14 protein-coding genes and 1 pseudogene are annotated in these 15723 nt (G+C 68.8%); 9 read left to right on the top strand and 6 right to left on the bottom strand.

The window, feature by feature from the left end:
• Positions 1-293, bottom strand: a pseudogene (locus tag FS845_RS13375) (NADP-dependent malic enzyme); the annotation flags it as partial.
• A gap of 118 nt (positions 294-411) precedes the next feature.
• On the opposite strand from FS845_RS13375, the gene FS845_RS13370 reads away from it, so the two are divergent.
• Complete coding sequence (locus tag FS845_RS13370; RefSeq protein ID WP_144635761.1) at positions 412-1398, top strand: LysR substrate-binding domain-containing protein; 987 nt, start codon at positions 412-414, stop codon at positions 1396-1398.
• A gap of 54 nt (positions 1399-1452) precedes the next feature.
• Positions 1453-2346, top strand: coding sequence for a hypothetical protein (locus FS845_RS13365; RefSeq protein WP_144635758.1), 894 nt, complete (start codon positions 1453-1455; stop codon positions 2344-2346).
• A gap of 114 nt (positions 2347-2460) precedes the next feature.
• On the opposite strand, the gene FS845_RS13360 is transcribed toward FS845_RS13365, so the two are convergent.
• Positions 2461-3948: an AMP nucleosidase gene (locus FS845_RS13360; protein ID WP_144635841.1), complete on the bottom strand. Its 1488-nt coding sequence runs from the start codon at positions 3946-3948 to the stop codon at positions 2461-2463.
• Positions 3949-4111: 163 nt separating this feature from the next.
• On the opposite strand from FS845_RS13360, the gene FS845_RS13355 reads away from it, so the two are divergent.
• The 3 genes from FS845_RS13355 (at position 4112) to FS845_RS13345 (ending at position 7515) form a co-directional block, all read left to right on the top strand.
• The gene (locus FS845_RS13355) at positions 4112-4477 is read left to right on the top strand and encodes a DUF2946 family protein (RefSeq protein ID WP_144635755.1); all 366 of its coding nucleotides are present in this window, start codon (positions 4112-4114) and stop codon (positions 4475-4477) included.
• A 77-nt stretch (positions 4478-4554) separates the two neighbouring features.
• Positions 4555-6699, top strand: a complete 2145-nt coding sequence (locus FS845_RS13350; protein ID WP_260986269.1) for a TonB-dependent receptor — start codon at positions 4555-4557, stop codon at positions 6697-6699.
• A gap of 225 nt (positions 6700-6924) precedes the next feature.
• The gene (locus FS845_RS13345; RefSeq protein ID WP_144635752.1) at positions 6925-7515 is read left to right on the top strand and encodes a C40 family peptidase; all 591 of its coding nucleotides are present in this window, start codon (positions 6925-6927) and stop codon (positions 7513-7515) included.
• Positions 7516-7579: 64 nt separating this feature from the next.
• Here FS845_RS13345 and FS845_RS13340 read toward each other — a convergent pair whose 3' ends face one another.
• The gene (locus tag FS845_RS13340) at positions 7580-8347 is read right to left on the bottom strand and encodes an SDR family oxidoreductase (RefSeq protein ID WP_144635749.1); all 768 of its coding nucleotides are present in this window, start codon (positions 8345-8347) and stop codon (positions 7580-7582) included.
• 133 nt (positions 8348-8480) lie between these two features.
• Here FS845_RS13340 and gmk point away from each other — a divergent pair, with 133 nt between their 5' ends.
• Genes gmk through FS845_RS13325 form a run of 3 tightly spaced genes read left to right on the top strand, consistent with a single transcriptional unit; the run spans position 8481 to position 11682 of the window.
• On the top strand, positions 8481-9113 hold the full coding sequence (gmk, locus tag FS845_RS13335) for a guanylate kinase (RefSeq protein ID WP_144635746.1): 633 nt from the start codon (positions 8481-8483) through the stop codon (positions 9111-9113).
• Between the two features lie 58 nt (positions 9114-9171).
• Positions 9172-9375, top strand: coding sequence for a DNA-directed RNA polymerase subunit omega (gene rpoZ / locus FS845_RS13330; RefSeq protein ID WP_025516363.1), 204 nt, complete (start codon positions 9172-9174; stop codon positions 9373-9375).
• A gap of 21 nt (positions 9376-9396) precedes the next feature.
• On the top strand, positions 9397-11682 hold the full coding sequence (locus FS845_RS13325; protein ID WP_144635743.1) for a RelA/SpoT family protein: 2286 nt from the start codon (positions 9397-9399) through the stop codon (positions 11680-11682).
• A 97-nt stretch (positions 11683-11779) separates the two neighbouring features.
• On the opposite strand, the gene glnQ is transcribed toward FS845_RS13325, so the two are convergent.
• From glnQ to glnH, 3 genes are all read right to left on the bottom strand, one after another.
• Positions 11780-12508 (bottom strand): glutamine ABC transporter ATP-binding protein GlnQ, encoded by a 729-nt coding sequence (gene glnQ / locus FS845_RS13320; protein WP_144635740.1) that lies wholly within the window; start codon positions 12506-12508, stop codon positions 11780-11782.
• Between the two features lie 82 nt (positions 12509-12590).
• Complete coding sequence (locus FS845_RS13315; RefSeq protein WP_144635834.1) at positions 12591-13181, bottom strand: ABC transporter permease subunit; 591 nt, start codon at positions 13179-13181, stop codon at positions 12591-12593.
• 478 nt (positions 13182-13659) lie between these two features.
• Positions 13660-14412, bottom strand: coding sequence for a glutamine ABC transporter substrate-binding protein GlnH (gene glnH / locus FS845_RS13310; RefSeq protein ID WP_144635737.1), 753 nt, complete (start codon positions 14410-14412; stop codon positions 13660-13662).
• A 260-nt stretch (positions 14413-14672) separates the two neighbouring features.
• On the opposite strand from glnH, the gene FS845_RS13305 reads away from it, so the two are divergent.
• Positions 14673-15695: a C45 family autoproteolytic acyltransferase/hydolase gene (locus tag FS845_RS13305; protein ID WP_144635734.1), complete on the top strand. Its 1023-nt coding sequence runs from the start codon at positions 14673-14675 to the stop codon at positions 15693-15695.
• Positions 15696-15723: the final 28 nt, after the last annotated feature.

The raw sequence follows: 15723 nt of genomic DNA, 5'->3' as shown, positions 1-15723 counted from the left end.
AACAGCACCGCCTTGCCTTCCATCACCGGCTTGGAGGCCAGCGCGCCGATGTTGCCCAGGCCCAGCACCGCCGTGCCGTTGGTGATCACGCCGACCAGGTTGCCGCGGCCGGTGTAGCGGAACGCGTTGGCCGCGTCCTCGACGATCTCCTCGCACGCGGCCGCCACGCCGGGCGTGTAGGCCAGCGCCAGGTCGCGCTGGGTGACCAGGGGCTTGCTGGCATTGACGGCGATCTTCCCCGGTTTGGGGAACTCGTGGTAGTCGAGGGCAGCCTGGCGATCATTCGTGTTCATGCGGGTCCAATGTGTAAGTGAGATGACGAACCGGTGACAATGCTACGCCCCATCCATAAGGTGATTATTTGGTTTTGCTATGATCCCATCATAAAAACCTGATGGATCAGCCTTTTCCATGGTGGAACACCCGTCCAGCGACACCGCCAGGCGCCTGACGGCCCGCCTGAAAATGCGGCATCTGGCATTGCTGTTACAAATCCGCCAGCACGGCTCGCTGACCCGCGCGGCCGAACGCATGGCCATCAGCCAGCCCGCCCTGACCAACACGCTGACCGAGCTCGAGGGCATGTTCGGCGCGCCGCTGTTCGACCGTTCGGTACGCGGCATGGCTCCCACCGCGCTGGGCGAGGTCGTGCTGGGCCGCGCCCAGGCCATGCTGCACGACCTGCAACGCATGGTCGACGACATGCAGGCCGTGGCCGTCGGCCACGCTGCCCACCTGCACGTGGGCGTCACTCCTTTCATTCCCGGTCGCATCCTGTCCACGGCCGTGCACCAGGCCCGCCCCGAAGGCCATCGGCTGACCATCACGCTGCACGAAGGCGCCATCGCGCAATTGCTGGCGCAGTTGCGCGACCACACGCTGGACGTGGTGGTCGGCCCCGTGGTCGCCGGGCTGGACCTGTCGCAACTCGCCTTCGACACCCTGTACCGCCAGCCGCCACGCCTGATCGCCAGCCGCCGCCTGGCCGCCCAACTAGGCCGCCAGCGCCTGGATTGGCGCATGCTGGCCGAGCTGGACTGGATCCTGGGCACGCCGCAGTCCGGCATGCGCGCGCAACTGACCGACCTGTTCCTGGGCGCGGGCGTGCCGCCCCCGACGCCGCTGGCGGAAAGCGGATCGCCGCGCCTGATCGGCGAGATGATCAGCGCCAGCGAACGCGCCATCTCCATCCTTCCCGCCGACATCGCCGAAGAACTGGGCCGCGTCACCGGCGTGGCCGTCGTGCCCTATTCGTTCGCCTGGAATCCGCCGCCCATCGCGCTGTACAGCCGGGCCGGCACGGCCACGCGCGCGGCGGAACACCTGTTCGCGGCGGCACTGACCGAGAGTTGCCGGCAGCTCTACCCGGATGTTGGCGCATCGTCGCCGGGCCGATAGAATCGGCCCGCGCGGGACCGCCGCTGGGTGCGGGCCCGCCTCACACGCGCCGCCATGAAGAAACTGCTGGACCTGCTGATGCACGTCTACTACCGCACGGCCGATCCCGCGCTGGTGAGGCTGCGCAAGCGCGCCCGCCTGCGCCTGTGGCAGGCGCCGCAGCCCCTGCCGGAACTGCCCCTGCGCCTGCTGGCCGCCCAGGCCGCGGACGACGGCGCCGCCGCCCAGGCCCTGCGGCGCATGACGCGCGTCGCCGCCCGCTACGACATGCGCCGGCCCGGCGAGACGAGCCGGGCCGCGGCAAGGCGCGCCACGCCCATGATGCTCGACCTGTCCGCCTGCTCGGACGCACAGGGCCTGCAGCGCCTGATGCGGGCGCACTCGTCCCGCACCGCCTCGAAGATCCGCCGCGCCCAGCGGCTGGGATACCGGGTGCGCCCCTTCGCGCTGCCCAATCACGTGCACGACGTGCATGCCGTGAAGACCTCGATGCCGATGCGCAGCGGCGGCCCGGTGCTGGCGCACTGGCTGCTCAAGCCCGAGCACCTGGCCCGGCCGGCGCAAAGCCCGCAGCCGCTGCGGCCGCCCGCGTGCCCGACGCACTGGACCATCTGGTGGGGCGTCTTCATGGATGAACCCGGCCACCGCGACGGTGCGCTGGCCACCGGCGAACGCCTGGTCGCCTACGTCAAGCTGGCGCGGTGCGGCGACATCGTGCACTACCTGGACCTGATGGGACATCGCGACCACCTGCAGCACGGCGTGATGCTGCTGATGCACGCGCACATCGCGAACTGGCTGCTGGAATCGCGCGAGGAAACGCATGCGCAGGGCGCGCGCGCCATCTGGTACGGCGCCCTGGAACATGGCGGCACGGGCCTGCTGACGTGGAAGAAACGCGCGGGCTTCGCGCCGGTAAGGGTGCGGCTGGACGCGCAGCGGGATTGACGGCGCGGCGTCTACGCGCTGCCGGTCGAGAAAGCGGCCTGACGACAGGCGGATGACCGGGCTCGGGCGGCCCGGGCGGGGGGCCCGCCCAGGCATCCGCGGCCTCGTCGCCCTTTACTGGAACGCCGTCTCCATGAACGTGCGCAGCTTGCGCGAATGCAGCCGTTCCGGCGGCATTTCACGCAGGCGCTCCAGCGCGCGGATGCCGATCTCCAGGTGCTGGTTGACCTGCCGTCGATAAAACGCGCTGGCCATGCCGGGCAATTTCAGTTCGCCATGCAGCGGCTTGTCGGACACGCACAGCAAGGTGCCGTACGGCACGCGGAACCGGAAACCGTTGGCCGCGATGGTGCCCGATTCCATGTCGAGCGCGATCGCGCGCGATTGCGCGAAGCGCTGCACCAGTTCGCCCTGGTCGCGCAGTTCCCAGTTGCGGTTGTCGATGGTGGCCACCGTGCCCGTGCGCATGATGCGCTTCAGATCCCAGCCGGACAGCCCGGCCACCTCTTCCACCGCCTGCTCAAGCGCCACCTGCACCTCGGCCAGCGGCGGCACGGGCACCCAGGTGGGCAGGTCGGCATCCAGCACGTGGTCGTCGCGGACGTAGCCGTGCGCCAGCACGTAGTCGCCGAGCCTCTGCGAATCGCGCAGGCCAGCGCAATGCCCGAGCATCAGCCAGGCGTGCGGCCGCAACACGGCGATGTGATCGGTGATGGTCTTGGCATTGGACGGCCCCACGCCGATGTTGACCAGCGTGATGCCCGAATGATTGGGCCGCACCAGATGGTACGCCGGCATCTGCGGCAGTCGCGCCATGCCGGGGGTGGGCGGCTCGGCGTCGCCACGGCGCGTGATGCGGTTGCCGGGTTCGACCAGTGCCTCGTAGTCGCCCTCGCCCGAGGCCATCATCGCCCGGGCGCGCGCGCAGAACTCGTCCACGTAGAACTGGTAGTTGGTGAACAGCACGTAGTTCTGGAAATGCGCGGGCGCGGTCGCGGTGTAGTGCTGCAGCCGATGCAGCGAATAGTCCACGCGCGTGGCCGTGAACGGCGCCAGCGGCCGGCGCTCGCCCGGCTGGCCGCGCCAGGTACCGTTGACGATGGCGTCGTCCGTCACCGCCAGGTCCGGCACGTCGAACGCGTCGCGCAGAGGCCGGCCGAGGTTCTCCAGGTGCTCGCCTTCGACGTACGCGCCGTCCGGGAACGCGAAATGCAGCGGAATCGGCATGTCCGACTCGCCCACCTCGACCGCGGTGCCGTGGTTCTGCAGCAGCAGGCCGATCTGCTGGACCAGGTAGTCGCGAAACAGCATGGGCTGCGTGATGGTGGTCTGGTATGCGCCCGGCTCGGCCACGTGCCCGAACGACAGGCGCGAATCGATCAGGTCATGGGTGTCCACGCTGATGCGCACGGCCGGATAGCACACGCGCGCCCGGCCCGTATCCTGGCGGGCCAGCACGTCCTGGAAGGCCTTGCGCAGGAAAGCGGTGTTGCGGTCGTAGATTTCGATCAGGCGATCGACGGCCGCATGGGCGTCGTGGAAAGCCTGGAACGCAAGGGGATCGGGCCGGCGCAAGGCATTCGGTCCGGGGGCGGCGTGCATCATCGGTTCGGCTCCTGAAGCGCCGTGCCGGCGTGCGCCGGCGCGGCGAACTGTGGCCGATTATGCCCGAGCCCGCCGACCGCCGTGTGCCTGGTCCGACGCGGCGGTCGCTTTTCAAAAAAGAACAATATATCATTACACAACTCTCATTACCTGCCCCGTCATGACCGCGCGCCGCCCAGGCCCTCTCGCATTGCTGCCCAGGCGGCCTCTGGCCCGCCTGGCGGTGCTGCTATGGCTGCTGGCCTGCGTGCTGGGCGCCCCCGGCGCGGCCACGCTGCACGTGCTGTTACACGTGGCCGCCGTCTCGGCCGGCAACCGGCAGGATGCGCCGCCCGCGTCGCACCACGACGAGCAATGCGACCTGTGCGCGGCCTGGCACGAACTGGGCAGCGCCCTGCCCAGCGCGCCGCCCGTGGTGCCTGCCGCTGCGCCGCGCGCCGCACCGCCGGCCGTGGCCGCCGTCGCAACCCCGGACACTTCCGCCCCGCGCTGGTTCCATCCGCGCGCCCCGCCGATCCAGGCCTGAAACGCCCGCAAGCGCTTCGTTTTCGCCGCCGCGGCCGTCCCCGACGCCGTGGCCGCTCTTCCTGGATCACATCGACCATGTATACCCTCATTCCGTCCGCGCCGCGCGCGGCGCGCACCGCTGCACGCCTGTCCTTCACTCCCTTGGCGCTGGCGCTGGCCATGGCCGCCGCGGCTGCCCAGGCCCAGGCGCAGGACCCAGTCCGGAATCCACCTCGCAACCAGGCCCAAACCCAGGCCGGAAACGAGGCCGGCAGCGGCATCACCCTGGCCCCCGTCATCGTCACCGGCAATCCCCTGGGCAGCGACGAACTGTCCTCGCCGTCCACCGTGGTGCAGGGCAAGGACCTGGATCTGCGCCGCGGCGCCACGCTGGGCGAGACGCTCAACGGCCTGCCCGGCATCTCCACCACCACCTACGGTCCCATGGTGGGCCGTCCCATCATCCGCGGCATGGACGGCGACCGCATCCGCCTGATGCAGAACGGCGTGGGTACGCTGGACGCGTCCTCGCTGTCGTTCGACCACGCCGTGCCGCAGGATCCGCTGTCGGCCGACCGCGTCGAGATCCTCCGCGGCCCCGCCGCGCTGATGTACGGCGGCAATGCCATCGGCGGCGTGGTCAACACCATCGACAACCGCATCCCCATGGAGCCCATCGACGGCGTGCAGGGCACCGTGGTGGGCAGCTACGGCAGCGGCAGCCGGGACCGCAACGGCGGCGTGCAGGTCGAAGGCGGCAACGGCACGGTGGCCATCCATGCCGACGCCTACGGCCGCAGGACCGGCGAACTGCGCATCCCGGGCCAGGCCCATAGCGCCGCGCAGCGCGCGCTGGATCCCGCCGACGAGGATCAGCCCCGCGGCCGCCTGCCCAACAGCGACGGCCACGACAGCGGCGGCGCTGTTGGCCTGTCCTGGACGGGCGACCATGGCTACGGCGGCCTGTCCTACAGCGGGTTCGATTCGGAATACGGGTCGGTGGCCGAGCCCGACGTGCGCATCCGCATGCGCCAGGAACGCCTGGGACTGGCGGGCGAGGCGCGCGACCTGGACGGCTTCATCAAAAGCGTGAAGCTCAGTTTCGCGTACACGGACTACCAGCACAAGGAGATCGAGGACGGCGAGACGGGCACGATCTTCAAGAACCGCGGCTACGAAGCCCGGCTCGAGGCGCGCCATGCCGACCTGGGTCCGGTGCACGGCGCCGTCGGGCTGCAGTTCGGCCAGACCCGTTTCTCGGCGCTGGGCGACGAGGCCCTGGTCCCCACCACGGACACCGACAGCGCCGCGCTGTTCCTGGTCGAGGAATGGAAGGTGAACGACCGCCTGACGCTGTCCGCCGGCGCGCGCGCCGACCACACCCGCCTGTCGCCCGCATCGGGCGGCAACGCGCGTTTCGATGGGACGGACAAGCGCGACTTCACGGCCGGCAGCGCCTCGCTGGGCGCGGTCTACAAGCTGGACCGGGCCTGGTCGGTGGCGGCCAACGCAGCCTATACCGAACGCGCGCCCACCTTCTACGAGCTCTATTCCAACGGTCCGCACGAGGCCACCGGGCAGTTCCTGACGGGCGACCAGGACCTGGGCAAGGAACGCGCGTGGTCGGCCGACCTGGCGCTGCGCTTCAAGCGCGATGCGGACCGCGCCAGCATCGGCGTGTTCTACAGCCGCTTCGCCAATTACCTGGGTGAATTCAATACCGGCCGCTATCGCAACGACGATGGCGACGTGGTGGACGCGGGCACCGACGACGCCTTGCCGGAAGCCCGCTATCGCGGCGTGGCGGCCCAGTTGTACGGCATCGAGGCCGAGAGCGTGACCCGCGTGCTGGAACGCGGCGGCCACCGCCTGGACCTGGGTCTGACCGGCGACTACACCCTGGCGCGCAACCTGGACACCGGCGAGCCGCTGCCGCGCATTCCGCCGCTGCGCCTGCGCGTGGCGCTGGACTACGGCTACGGCCCGTTCGACGCGGGCGTCAGCCTTTCCAAGGCCTTCGCCCAGCACCGCCGGCCCGACGAGGACACCCCCACCGCCGGCTACTACAGCCTGGACGCGAACCTGGGCTGGCGCTTCAAGCTGGACGCCACGCAATGGCAGGCCTACGTGCGGGGCATCAACCTGACCAATCAGGACATCCGCTACGCCACCTCGGTGCTGCGCGACGTGGCGCCGCAGGGCGGACGCGCGGTGCTGGTGGGGTTGCGCGGCAGTTTCTAGGCCCTGCGCGGACGGGCCGTCGCGGCGTTACGGCCCGTTCCGCTACCGGCAGTTTTGAAACAGTTTAGAAATAATTCAAGAAATATGACGCTCACAATGAAACTTTATGCCCCTATAATCGTCGCAACTTTTACGATGCCTCGGTCAATTTTGCCGCCATCGTGCTGATTTTCGCCGGCTTCCTCTTGCTAGCAGCCGTCATCCGCGCCTTCTCCACGACGATCCATGACTCCGCCACAGCGAAAAAAATCATTCACTTTTCCGCGTACTTTTTCTCTCGCCGCCTCCGCCCTCGCGTTCAGCCTCCTGGCCCTTCCCGCCCATGCTAATCTGTCCACCGAGCCGGCCCGCGCCAGCCTGGACGGCCTGCGCCTGATCGGTGAACCCACCGTGCCCATGCTGCGCGACCTGGTCGTGCGCGCCGGCATGGACGCCATCGGCACCCCCTATTCCTGGGGCGGCGACGATCCCGATGACGGTTTCGATTGCAGCGGCCTGGTGCTGTTCGTGTACCGCGAGATTGCCGGCGTCGAACTGCCGCGCACCGCGCGCGCGCAGCGCAAGACGGGCCGCTCGGTGGCCCGCAACCAGCTGCAGCCCGGCGACCTGGTGTTCTTCACCACGCGCGGCCGCCGCGGCGGCATCTCGCACGTCGGCATGTACGTGGGCCGCGGCGAATTCGTGCATGCGCCCAGCCGGGGCGAGACCGTGCGCGTGGACCGCCTGGACAACAGCTACTGGCAGCGCACCTACGCCGGCGCCCGCCGCTACCTGGACGGCAGCCAGACGCTGGTCGCCAGCGCCGGCAACCCCTGACCGGCCGCCAGGGCAGGCCCGGGGCGTTCGCGCCGGGGCCCGCCCGACCGGGGCGGCGCGGGACCTAGCCCCGCCCCACGAACGGCATGGTCGTCGCCATGATGGTCATGAACTGCACGTTGGCATCCAGCGGCAGCGCGGCCATGTCCGCCACCGCCTTGGCCACGTGGCCCACGTCCATGCGCGGCTCGACGCGCGTGCTGCCGTCGGCCTGAAGAATGCCCGCCGCCATGCGGTCGGTCATCTCCGTCACCGCATTGCCGATGTCGATCTGCCCGCACGCGATGCCGTCGTTGCGGCAGTCCAGCGAGATCGACTTGGTCAGTCCCGTCACCGCGTGCTTGGTCGCCGTATAGGCGATGGAATACGGCCGCGGCGCATGCGCCGAGATCGAGCCATTGTTGATGATGCGCCCGCCGCGCGGGTTCTGCGCCTTCATCAGGCGGATCGCCGCCTGGGCGCACAGGAACATGCCGGTCAGGTTGGTGTCGACCACCTCGCGCCACGTCTCCACGGGCAGTTCCTCGATCGGCACCGCCGGCGCGCCGCGTCCCGCATTGTTGAACAGCACGTCCAGCCGGCCGTAGGCGCGCTGGGTCTCGTCGAACAGCTCGCGCACCGAGGTCTCGCGGGTCACGTCCGTGGGCACCACCAGGGCGCGGGCGCTGTCGTCGCCGGCCGCCACGCGGGTGTGCTCCAGCGGCTCGGGGCGCCGCCCCGCCAGCACGACGCGGTAGCCGCGCGCCAGGAACTCCAGGGCCACGGCGCGGCCGATGCCGGTGCCGGCGCCGGTGACCAGGGCAACCTTGGGAGGTTGATCGTTCGTCTGCATGCAGTTCTCCTTATTCTTGGGCGGGGGGGAATCCGGCGCATGCTATCAGCAACGGCCGCGATCTTGCGTGTAATGCGCAACACGGCCTGCCGATTTGCTATTCTTCGTGTCTTGCCGTTCCTGTTTCAATCTCATGACCCACTCGCCCGGAAACGTGTTCATGGTCGTCGCCCCCAGCGGCGCCGGCAAATCGAGCCTCGTACGCGCCCTGCTCGACCGTGATCCTTCCATCGTCCTGTCGATTTCCTGCACGACGCGCCAGCCGCGGCCGGGCGAGGCCGACGGCCGCGAGTACCGTTTCGTCACAACCGAAGCATTCATGCAGATGCGTCAGGCAGACCAATTGCTGGAGTGGGCCGAGGTGCACGGCAACTTCTACGGCACGCCCCGCGACCGCATCGACGCCGCCACCGCGGCCGGCCAGGACGTGCTGCTGGAAATCGACTGGCAGGGCGCGCGCCAGGTCAAGCAGCGCTATCCGCAGGCCATCGGCATCTTCATCCTGCCGCCTTCCATCGAGGAACTGGCTGCCCGCCTGAAGGCACGTGGCCAGGACGACGCCGCGGTGATCGAGCGCCGGCTGCTGGCCGCCGGCGGCGAGATCGCCCATGCGCCCGAGTGCGAATATGTTATTATTAATCAAGAATTTAGCGTAGCGTTATCAGAGCTCGGCCAAATTGTCAGCGCTGCCCGGCTGCGTTTTTCCTCCCAAGCCGTCCGCAATGCCCATTTGTTCTCGCAGCTGGGCATCCCCGCGGCGCACTAGCCGTTCCTTCCGCCGCGCAATCCCTTCCATCCGTCCGTATCCCTTCCAGGTATCGTCCATGGCCCGTATCACCGTCGAAGATTGTCTGAACCAGATCCCCAACCGCTTCAAGCTCACGCTGGCCGCCACGTACCGCGCCCGCGAGCTGGCGCAGGGCCATGCCCCGCGCCTGGACACCAAGGACAAGCCGACCGTGACGGCGCTGCGTGAAATCGCCTCGGGCCTGACCGGCCTGGAAATGCTCCGTAAAGTTCCGACCTGATCGGGGCCCGCGAGGCGCGGCATGGCATTTCCCGGACTGAGACACGCATCGTCTGGACTGCTGGCCGCGCTACGCGCCGGTTCGCGGCTGGGCCGCCGATCCGGACGCAAGAATCCCGCCTCGGGCGCAGACCCGGCGGAACAGGCGGCTGAACCGGCCGCCTCCCCCGTCGCCTCGCTGGCGCCGCTCACCGAGGTCATCGGCCGATACCTCGATCCCAAGGATGTCGAACGCGTCCGCGAAGCCTACCGCTTCGCCGACCAGGCGCACCTGGGCCAGTTCCGCGCCAGCGGTTCGCCGTACATCTCGCATCCCATCGCGGTCACCGAGATCTGCGCGGGCTGGAAGCTCGACGCCAACGCGCTGTCGGCCGCGCTGCTGCACGACGTCATCGAAGACCAGGGCATCGCCAAGCACGAGCTGGCCGAGAAGTTCGGGCCCGAAGTGGCCGAACTGGTCGACGGCCTGTCCAAGCTGGACCGCCTCGACTTCGCCACCAAGGCCGAACAGCAGGCCGAGAGCTTCCGCAAGATGCTGCTGGCGATGGCGCGCGACGTGCGCGTCATCCTCATCAAGCTGGCCGACCGCCTGCACAACATGCGCACGCTGGATGCGGTCAGCCCCGAGAAGCGCCGCCGCATCGCCCGCGAAACCCTGGACATCTACGCGCCCATCGCGCACCGGATGGGCCTGAACCTGCTGTTCCGCGAACTGCAGGACCTGTGCTTCGCGGCCATGCACCCCAACCGCTACCAGGTGCTGTACCGCGCCGTGCTGGCCGCGCGCGGCAACCGGCGCGAAGTCATCGGCAAGATCGAGGACGCGGTGCGCACCGCCCTGCCCGCCGCCGGCATCGAGGCCGAGGTCACGGGCCGCGAGAAGACGCTCTACGGCATCTACCGCAAGATGCTCGACCAGAAGAAGTCGTTCTCCGAGGTGCTGGACATCTACGGCTTCCGGGTCATCGTGCACACGCTGCCCGAGTGCTACCTGGCGCTGGGCACGCTGCACCAGCTTTACCGCCCGGTGCCCGGCAAGTTCAAGGACTACATCGCGATCCCCAAGGTCAACGGCTACCAGTCGCTGCACACCACGCTGGTGGGCCCATACGGCACGCCGGTCGAATTCCAGTTCCGCACGCGCGACATGCATCACATCGCCGAGGAGGGCGTGGCGTCGCACTGGCTGTACAAGGAAGACGAACTCAGCCTGAACGACCTGCAGAAGCGCACGCACCAATGGCTGCAGTCGCTGCTGGACATCCAGAGCCAGACGGGCGATTCCGGCGAGTTCTTCGAACACGTCAAGGTCGACCTGTTCCCCGATGCCGTCTACGTCTTCACGCCGCGCGGCAAGATCATCTCGCTGCCGCGCGGGGCCACGCCGGTCGACTTCGCGTATGCCATCCATACCGACATCGGCAACCAGGCCGTGGCCGCCAAGGTCAACAACGAGTTCGTGCCGCTGCGCACCGAGCTCAGCAGCGGCGACACCATCGAGATCATCACCTCGCCTGCATCGCGGCCGAACGCGCAGTGGCTCAACTACGTGCGCACCGGGCGCGCGCGGTCCGAGATCCGCCATTACCTGCGCACGGTCAAGTACGAGGAATCGGTGGGCTTCGGCGAACGCCTGCTGGCGCAGGCCTTCCAGGCCCTGCACCTGACGCTGCCACCGGCCGACGATCCGCAGTGGGAAAAGCTGGCGCGCAGCACCGGCGCCAGTTCGCGCGACGAGATCCTGGCCGACATCGGCCTGGGCAAGCGCCTGGCGGCCGTGGTGGCGCGCCGCTTCACGCCGGACAATCCGCTGGTGGCCACCACGGCCGCCGCGGTCGACGAGATCACCTCCGCGCGCGCCGCGCCCATCCTCATCCAGGGCAACGAAGGCCAGGCGGTGCAGCTGGCGCCCTGTTGCGGCCCGCTGCCCGGCGATCCCATCATCGCCGGCATGCGGCTGGGCCACGGCGTGGTGGTGCACACCACCGACTGCCCCGTCGCCATGCGCGCGCAGGCGCGCGAGCCCGAACGCTGGGTGCCGGTGGCCTGGGACAACCAGACCGCCAAGCACCTGTCCACGCGCCTGGACATCGTCACGCGCAACGAGCGCGGCGTGCTGGGCCGGCTGGCGGCGGAAGTCACCGCGGCCGACGCCAACATCGTGCACGTCACCATGCACGACGACGCCGTCTCCACGGTGTCGCTGCACCTTACCGTGCAGGTCGACAGCCGCAAGCACCTGGCGCAGGTCATCCGCGCCGTCCGGCACGTGCCGCAGGTGCAGAAGATCGTGCGCGTAAAAGGTTGATATCGCAGGCCTGCCCGGGACAGGAAACCGGGAACGAAGCCGCCATCCCAGTATGGCGGCTTCGTGCTTTCGGACCAGCGCCGCGCCGGGCGCGTGCTCAGGCCACGTGCTGCAGGAAGTCCTTCAGGCGCTGGCTGGGCGGATTGGCCAGCAACTCCGCCGGCGGCCCGTCGTGCGCCACCTTGCCGCCGTCGATGAAGATCAGGCGGCTGCCGACCTTGCGGGCGAACTCCATCTCGTGCGTGACCACCACCATGGTCATGCCCTCTTCGGCCAGGTCGCGCATCACCTTCAGCACCTCGTGGCGCAGTTCCGGGTCCAGCGCGGACGTGGGCTCGTCGAACAGCATCAGCTTGGGCCGGATGGCCAGCGCGCGGGCAATGGCCACGCGCTGCTGCTGGCCGCCCGACAGCTCGGACGGATAGTGGTTCATGCGCTCGGCCAGGCCGACCTTGCCCAGCAACTCCTGGGCCAGCTTGCGGGCCTCGGCGCGGCCCGCGCCGCGCGTGTGCACGGGACCGAACATCACGTTGTCCAGCGCCGTCATCTGCGGGAACAGGTTGAACTGCTGGAACACCATGCCGGCCTCGCGCCGGATGTCGCGCACCTGCTGCGCCGAGCCGCGCACGCTCAGGCCGTCCACCACCAGGTCGCCTTCCTGGATGGTCTCCAGCACGTTGATGCAGCGCAGGAAGGTGGACTTGCCCGAGCCCGAGGGCCCGACCACCACCACGACCTCGCCGGCCTCGATGTCCAGCGTGATGCCGTTCAGGACGGTGGTCTCGCCGAAGCGCTTCACCACGTCGCGGAATTCGACCATGCTCATTGTGTAGCCTCCTGCATCAGGCTCGTGGATACGTCTTCGTGCCGCGCGCGGCGGACTTCGTCCTGGATACGGGTGCGGGTTCTCATAGGATCCGCATCCGCTTTTCCAGCAGCCGCAAGCTCAGGGCGATGAACCCTGTGAGCGCCAGGTAGACGATGGCCACGGCCGACCAGATCTCCAGCGCGCGGAAGTTGCTGGCCATGATCTCCTGGCCCTGGCGGGTCAGTTCGGCCACGCCGATCACGATGAACAGCGACGAGTCCTTCAGGCTGATGATGCACTGGTTGCCCAGCGGCGGGATCATGCGGCGGAACGCCACCGGCCCGACGATGTGCAGCAGGATCTTGTGGAACGGCAGCCCCATCGCCTGCCCGGCCTCGCGCAGGCCCTTGTGCACCGACTGCAGCGCGCCGCGCACGATCTCCGCGATGTACGCACCCGAGTTGATGATGAGCGTGGCCACCGCCGCGGGCACGGCCTCGACGCGGATGTCGGCCACGATGGGCAACGCGAAGTAGATGAACATCACCTGCACCACGATGGGCGTGCCGCGCACCACCGCGACGTAGATGCTGGCGACGTCGGCCGCCAGCATGCCCAGCTGCGCGCCCAGCGCGGCCAGGCCGCCCACGCGCAACGCCGGCGCCAGCATCAGCCCCATCACGGCCAGCATCACCACCCAATAGCCGATCTGCGCCAGCGGCGCGAACCGCGTGACCCAGAAGAAGTAGACCAGCACGGTCGCGATGAACACCCACGGCAGCGCGGTGACGCGCAGGCCCTGGCTGCGCATGGCATCGGGCACGGCGGCGCGCCCGTACGTCTTGGCGACGCCCGCCAGCATGCCCAGCAGGAAGCCGCCCACCAGGCCTCCCACCGTGATCTTGACGGTCATCCACGTACCGTCCAGCAGATTGGGCAGCGAGTCCCAGATGACAGACCAATCGAAGTCCACGGTTGCTCCCTTGGACGCCGTGCGCGTCGTGCCGGCACAGCGCGGCCCCCCGTGGGGACTGCCTGCCGTTCAGGACGACGCAGCGGCACAGAAACCGGGGCGCCGCCCACGGGTGGCGTCCCCATCGATACCGCCGAAGGGTGGATGGGCGCAGTGCGGCGCCCTGTCCGTCCTCCGGCTCAGCCCGCGTTGGGCATCAAGGCTGCTTGCCGAACCACTTGGTGTACAGGGCGTCGTACTGGCCGTTCGACTTCAGCGTGGCCAGGGCCTTGTTGACCTTGGGCACCAGATCGCTGCCCTTGGGGAAGGCGATGCCGTAGAAGTCGCCGCTCTTGACCAGGCCGGCGACCTTCACGCGGCCCTTGCCGGCCGTGTTGGCGTAGTACTGGACATTGGGCGTGTCGTGCACCGCGGCGTCGACGCGGCCGGTGGCCAGCTCGAGATAGGCGTTGTCGATGTTGGGGAACAACTTGAGCTTGGCGTCCGGCACCTGGGTCTTCATGAAGTCGACCGTGGCGGTGCCGGTCTTCACGGCCACCGTCTTGCCGGACAGGTCCTTGGCCTGCTTGACCTTGTCGTCCTTGGCGTTGACCAGGATGGCCAGGCCGCTTTCGTAGTAGGGATCGGAGAAGTCCACGACCTTCTTGCGATCGTCGCGGATGGTGATGCCCGCCAGCGCGGCGTCGATGTTCCTGGTCTGCAGGCCCGGGATGATGCCGTTGAAGTCCATGGGCTGCAGCTTGTACTTCAGGTTCAACTCTTTGGCGATGGCTGCCCACAGTTCGACGTCGAAGCCGGTGTAGGTGTTGCCCTGCTTGAACTCGAACGGCACGAACGCGGTGTCGGTGGCGACGATCAGCTCGCGGTCCTGGGCCGACGCGGACGGCGCGGCGGCGGCCAGCGCGACGGATACGCCTGCCAGCACGGCGGCGAATTTGGCTTTCATCATGGAGTTGCTCCCTCTTGGTCAGGAATCTGGTTCAGACACTTGCACGCAAACGGCTGGCCCTGTTTTTGATAGTGGCCTGGAGCACGGCGTCCAGGGTACGGACGTCGGCTCCAGGCATCTTAGCAATGTGTCCCCGGCTTCGCCACCCTGGTCATTTTTTGTCGCCGGGTGGCGGCATGGCTGTCTTTGGCAAGCAGACGTTGCAATTCCCATCAAGATTGGCGGCACCTTCTAAAATCGGAACATCCCTGGAGACGGACATGTGGTTCAGACCGGCAAGCATTTCCGGCGCGCGTCGGCGCATCGGTGTGGAACTCGGCAAGCTGGGCCGTGCCCGCTTCGGCGCGTTCCTCGACCAAAGCCCATTGTGGGCGGCGCTGCGGCCCTGGCGTGGCCACGCGTATCTCGATGACCTGGCCGGCCATGCGCAGCGCGCGTTGCCCGCGGTGTGGGAGGAATTCGAGGGCTTGGCCGAAGGCCTGCGGGTGCCGCTGCCCGATCTGCTGCTGTGGCAAAGCCGCGGCGACCTGCTGCATCCGGCCGCGGACGGCTGCACCTCCATCGCCTGGCGCGGCCGCGACGGTACCTGCTGGATGGGCCACAACGAAGACGGCGATCCCTATCTGCACGGCCGCTGCGCCATGGTCGACGTGCGGCCCGACGACGCGCCGGGCTACGTGGCCTTCGCGTATCCCGGCTCGCTGCCGGGCCACGCGTTCGGCGCCAATCGCCTCGGCCTGGCGCAGACCGTCAACAACGTGCGCGTGAAGACGCGCCGGGCGGGCGTGCCGCGCATCTTCCTGGCGCGCGCGGTGCTGGACTGCGCCACGCTGGACGAGGCCCTGGAACTGCTGAGTGCCCACCCGCGCGCGGGCGGCTTCCATCACATGCTGGGGTCGGGCGCCGATGGCCGGCTGGTCGGCGTGGAAAGCGTGCCGGGCGTGTGTTCGGTGACCTCGGTCGAACGGGGCGCCGGGCACGCGAACCATCTGCTGCACACGGCCACGTCCCGCATTCCGCAGGTGATCACCGACTCTTCGCGCGCCCGGCAGCAGCGCGTCGAGAACCTGATGGATCAATGGGATGCCGACAGCGGCGCCGAACACGTGGTCGGCACGCTGCTGGACAGCGCGGGCGACCTGCCCCTGCTGCGCACGGCCAGCGATGATCCCGACGGCGAGAACACCCTGGCCACGGCGCTGTTCGAACTGCGCGACGGCGGGGTCACGCTGCGCGTGTACGACCGCGCGGCCAAGCCCTTGACGGAAATCGAGATCGTCTGAGGCCCGCGCGGGCCGGCATTGCCGGCCC

Origin of the sequence: Bordetella genomosp. 13, assembly GCF_007679965.1 — a bacterium.
Lineage (GTDB): Bacteria > Pseudomonadota > Gammaproteobacteria > Burkholderiales > Burkholderiaceae_B > Bordetella.
Note: the sequence above shows the minus strand (reverse complement) of the source record. Positions and strands in the feature narration are given on the sequence as shown.

What these genes read in the sequence shown, in the direction of transcription:
- gmk (WP_144635746.1), top strand. Translation starts at nt 8,481, where the DNA reads ATGACCCACTCGCCCGGAAACGTGTTCATGGTCGTCGCCCCCAGCGGC.
- FS845_RS13370 (WP_144635761.1), top strand. Translation starts at nt 412, where the DNA reads ATGGTGGAACACCCGTCCAGCGACACCGCCAGGCGCCTGACGGCCCGC.
- FS845_RS13325 (WP_144635743.1), top strand. Translation starts at nt 9,397, where the DNA reads ATGGCATTTCCCGGACTGAGACACGCATCGTCTGGACTGCTGGCCGCG.
- FS845_RS13355 (WP_144635755.1), top strand. Translation starts at nt 4,112, where the DNA reads ATGACCGCGCGCCGCCCAGGCCCTCTCGCATTGCTGCCCAGGCGGCCT.
- FS845_RS13365 (WP_144635758.1), top strand. Translation starts at nt 1,453, where the DNA reads ATGAAGAAACTGCTGGACCTGCTGATGCACGTCTACTACCGCACGGCC.
- glnQ (WP_144635740.1), bottom strand. Translation starts at nt 12,508, where the DNA reads ATGAGCATGGTCGAATTCCGCGACGTGGTGAAGCGCTTCGGCGAGACC.
- FS845_RS13305 (WP_144635734.1), top strand. Translation starts at nt 14,673, where the DNA reads ATGTGGTTCAGACCGGCAAGCATTTCCGGCGCGCGTCGGCGCATCGGT.
- FS845_RS13345 (WP_144635752.1), top strand. Translation starts at nt 6,925, where the DNA reads ATGACTCCGCCACAGCGAAAAAAATCATTCACTTTTCCGCGTACTTTT.
- rpoZ (WP_025516363.1), top strand. Translation starts at nt 9,172, where the DNA reads ATGGCCCGTATCACCGTCGAAGATTGTCTGAACCAGATCCCCAACCGC.
- glnH (WP_144635737.1), bottom strand. Translation starts at nt 14,412, where the DNA reads ATGATGAAAGCCAAATTCGCCGCCGTGCTGGCAGGCGTATCCGTCGCG.
- FS845_RS13340 (WP_144635749.1), bottom strand. Translation starts at nt 8,347, where the DNA reads ATGCAGACGAACGATCAACCTCCCAAGGTTGCCCTGGTCACCGGCGCC.
- FS845_RS13360 (WP_144635841.1), bottom strand. Translation starts at nt 3,948, where the DNA reads ATGCACGCCGCCCCCGGACCGAATGCCTTGCGCCGGCCCGATCCCCTT.
- FS845_RS13350 (WP_260986269.1), top strand. Translation starts at nt 4,555, where the DNA reads ATGTATACCCTCATTCCGTCCGCGCCGCGCGCGGCGCGCACCGCTGCA.
- FS845_RS13315 (WP_144635834.1), bottom strand. Translation starts at nt 13,181, where the DNA reads ATGCTGGCCGTGATGGGGCTGATGCTGGCGCCGGCGTTGCGCGTGGGC.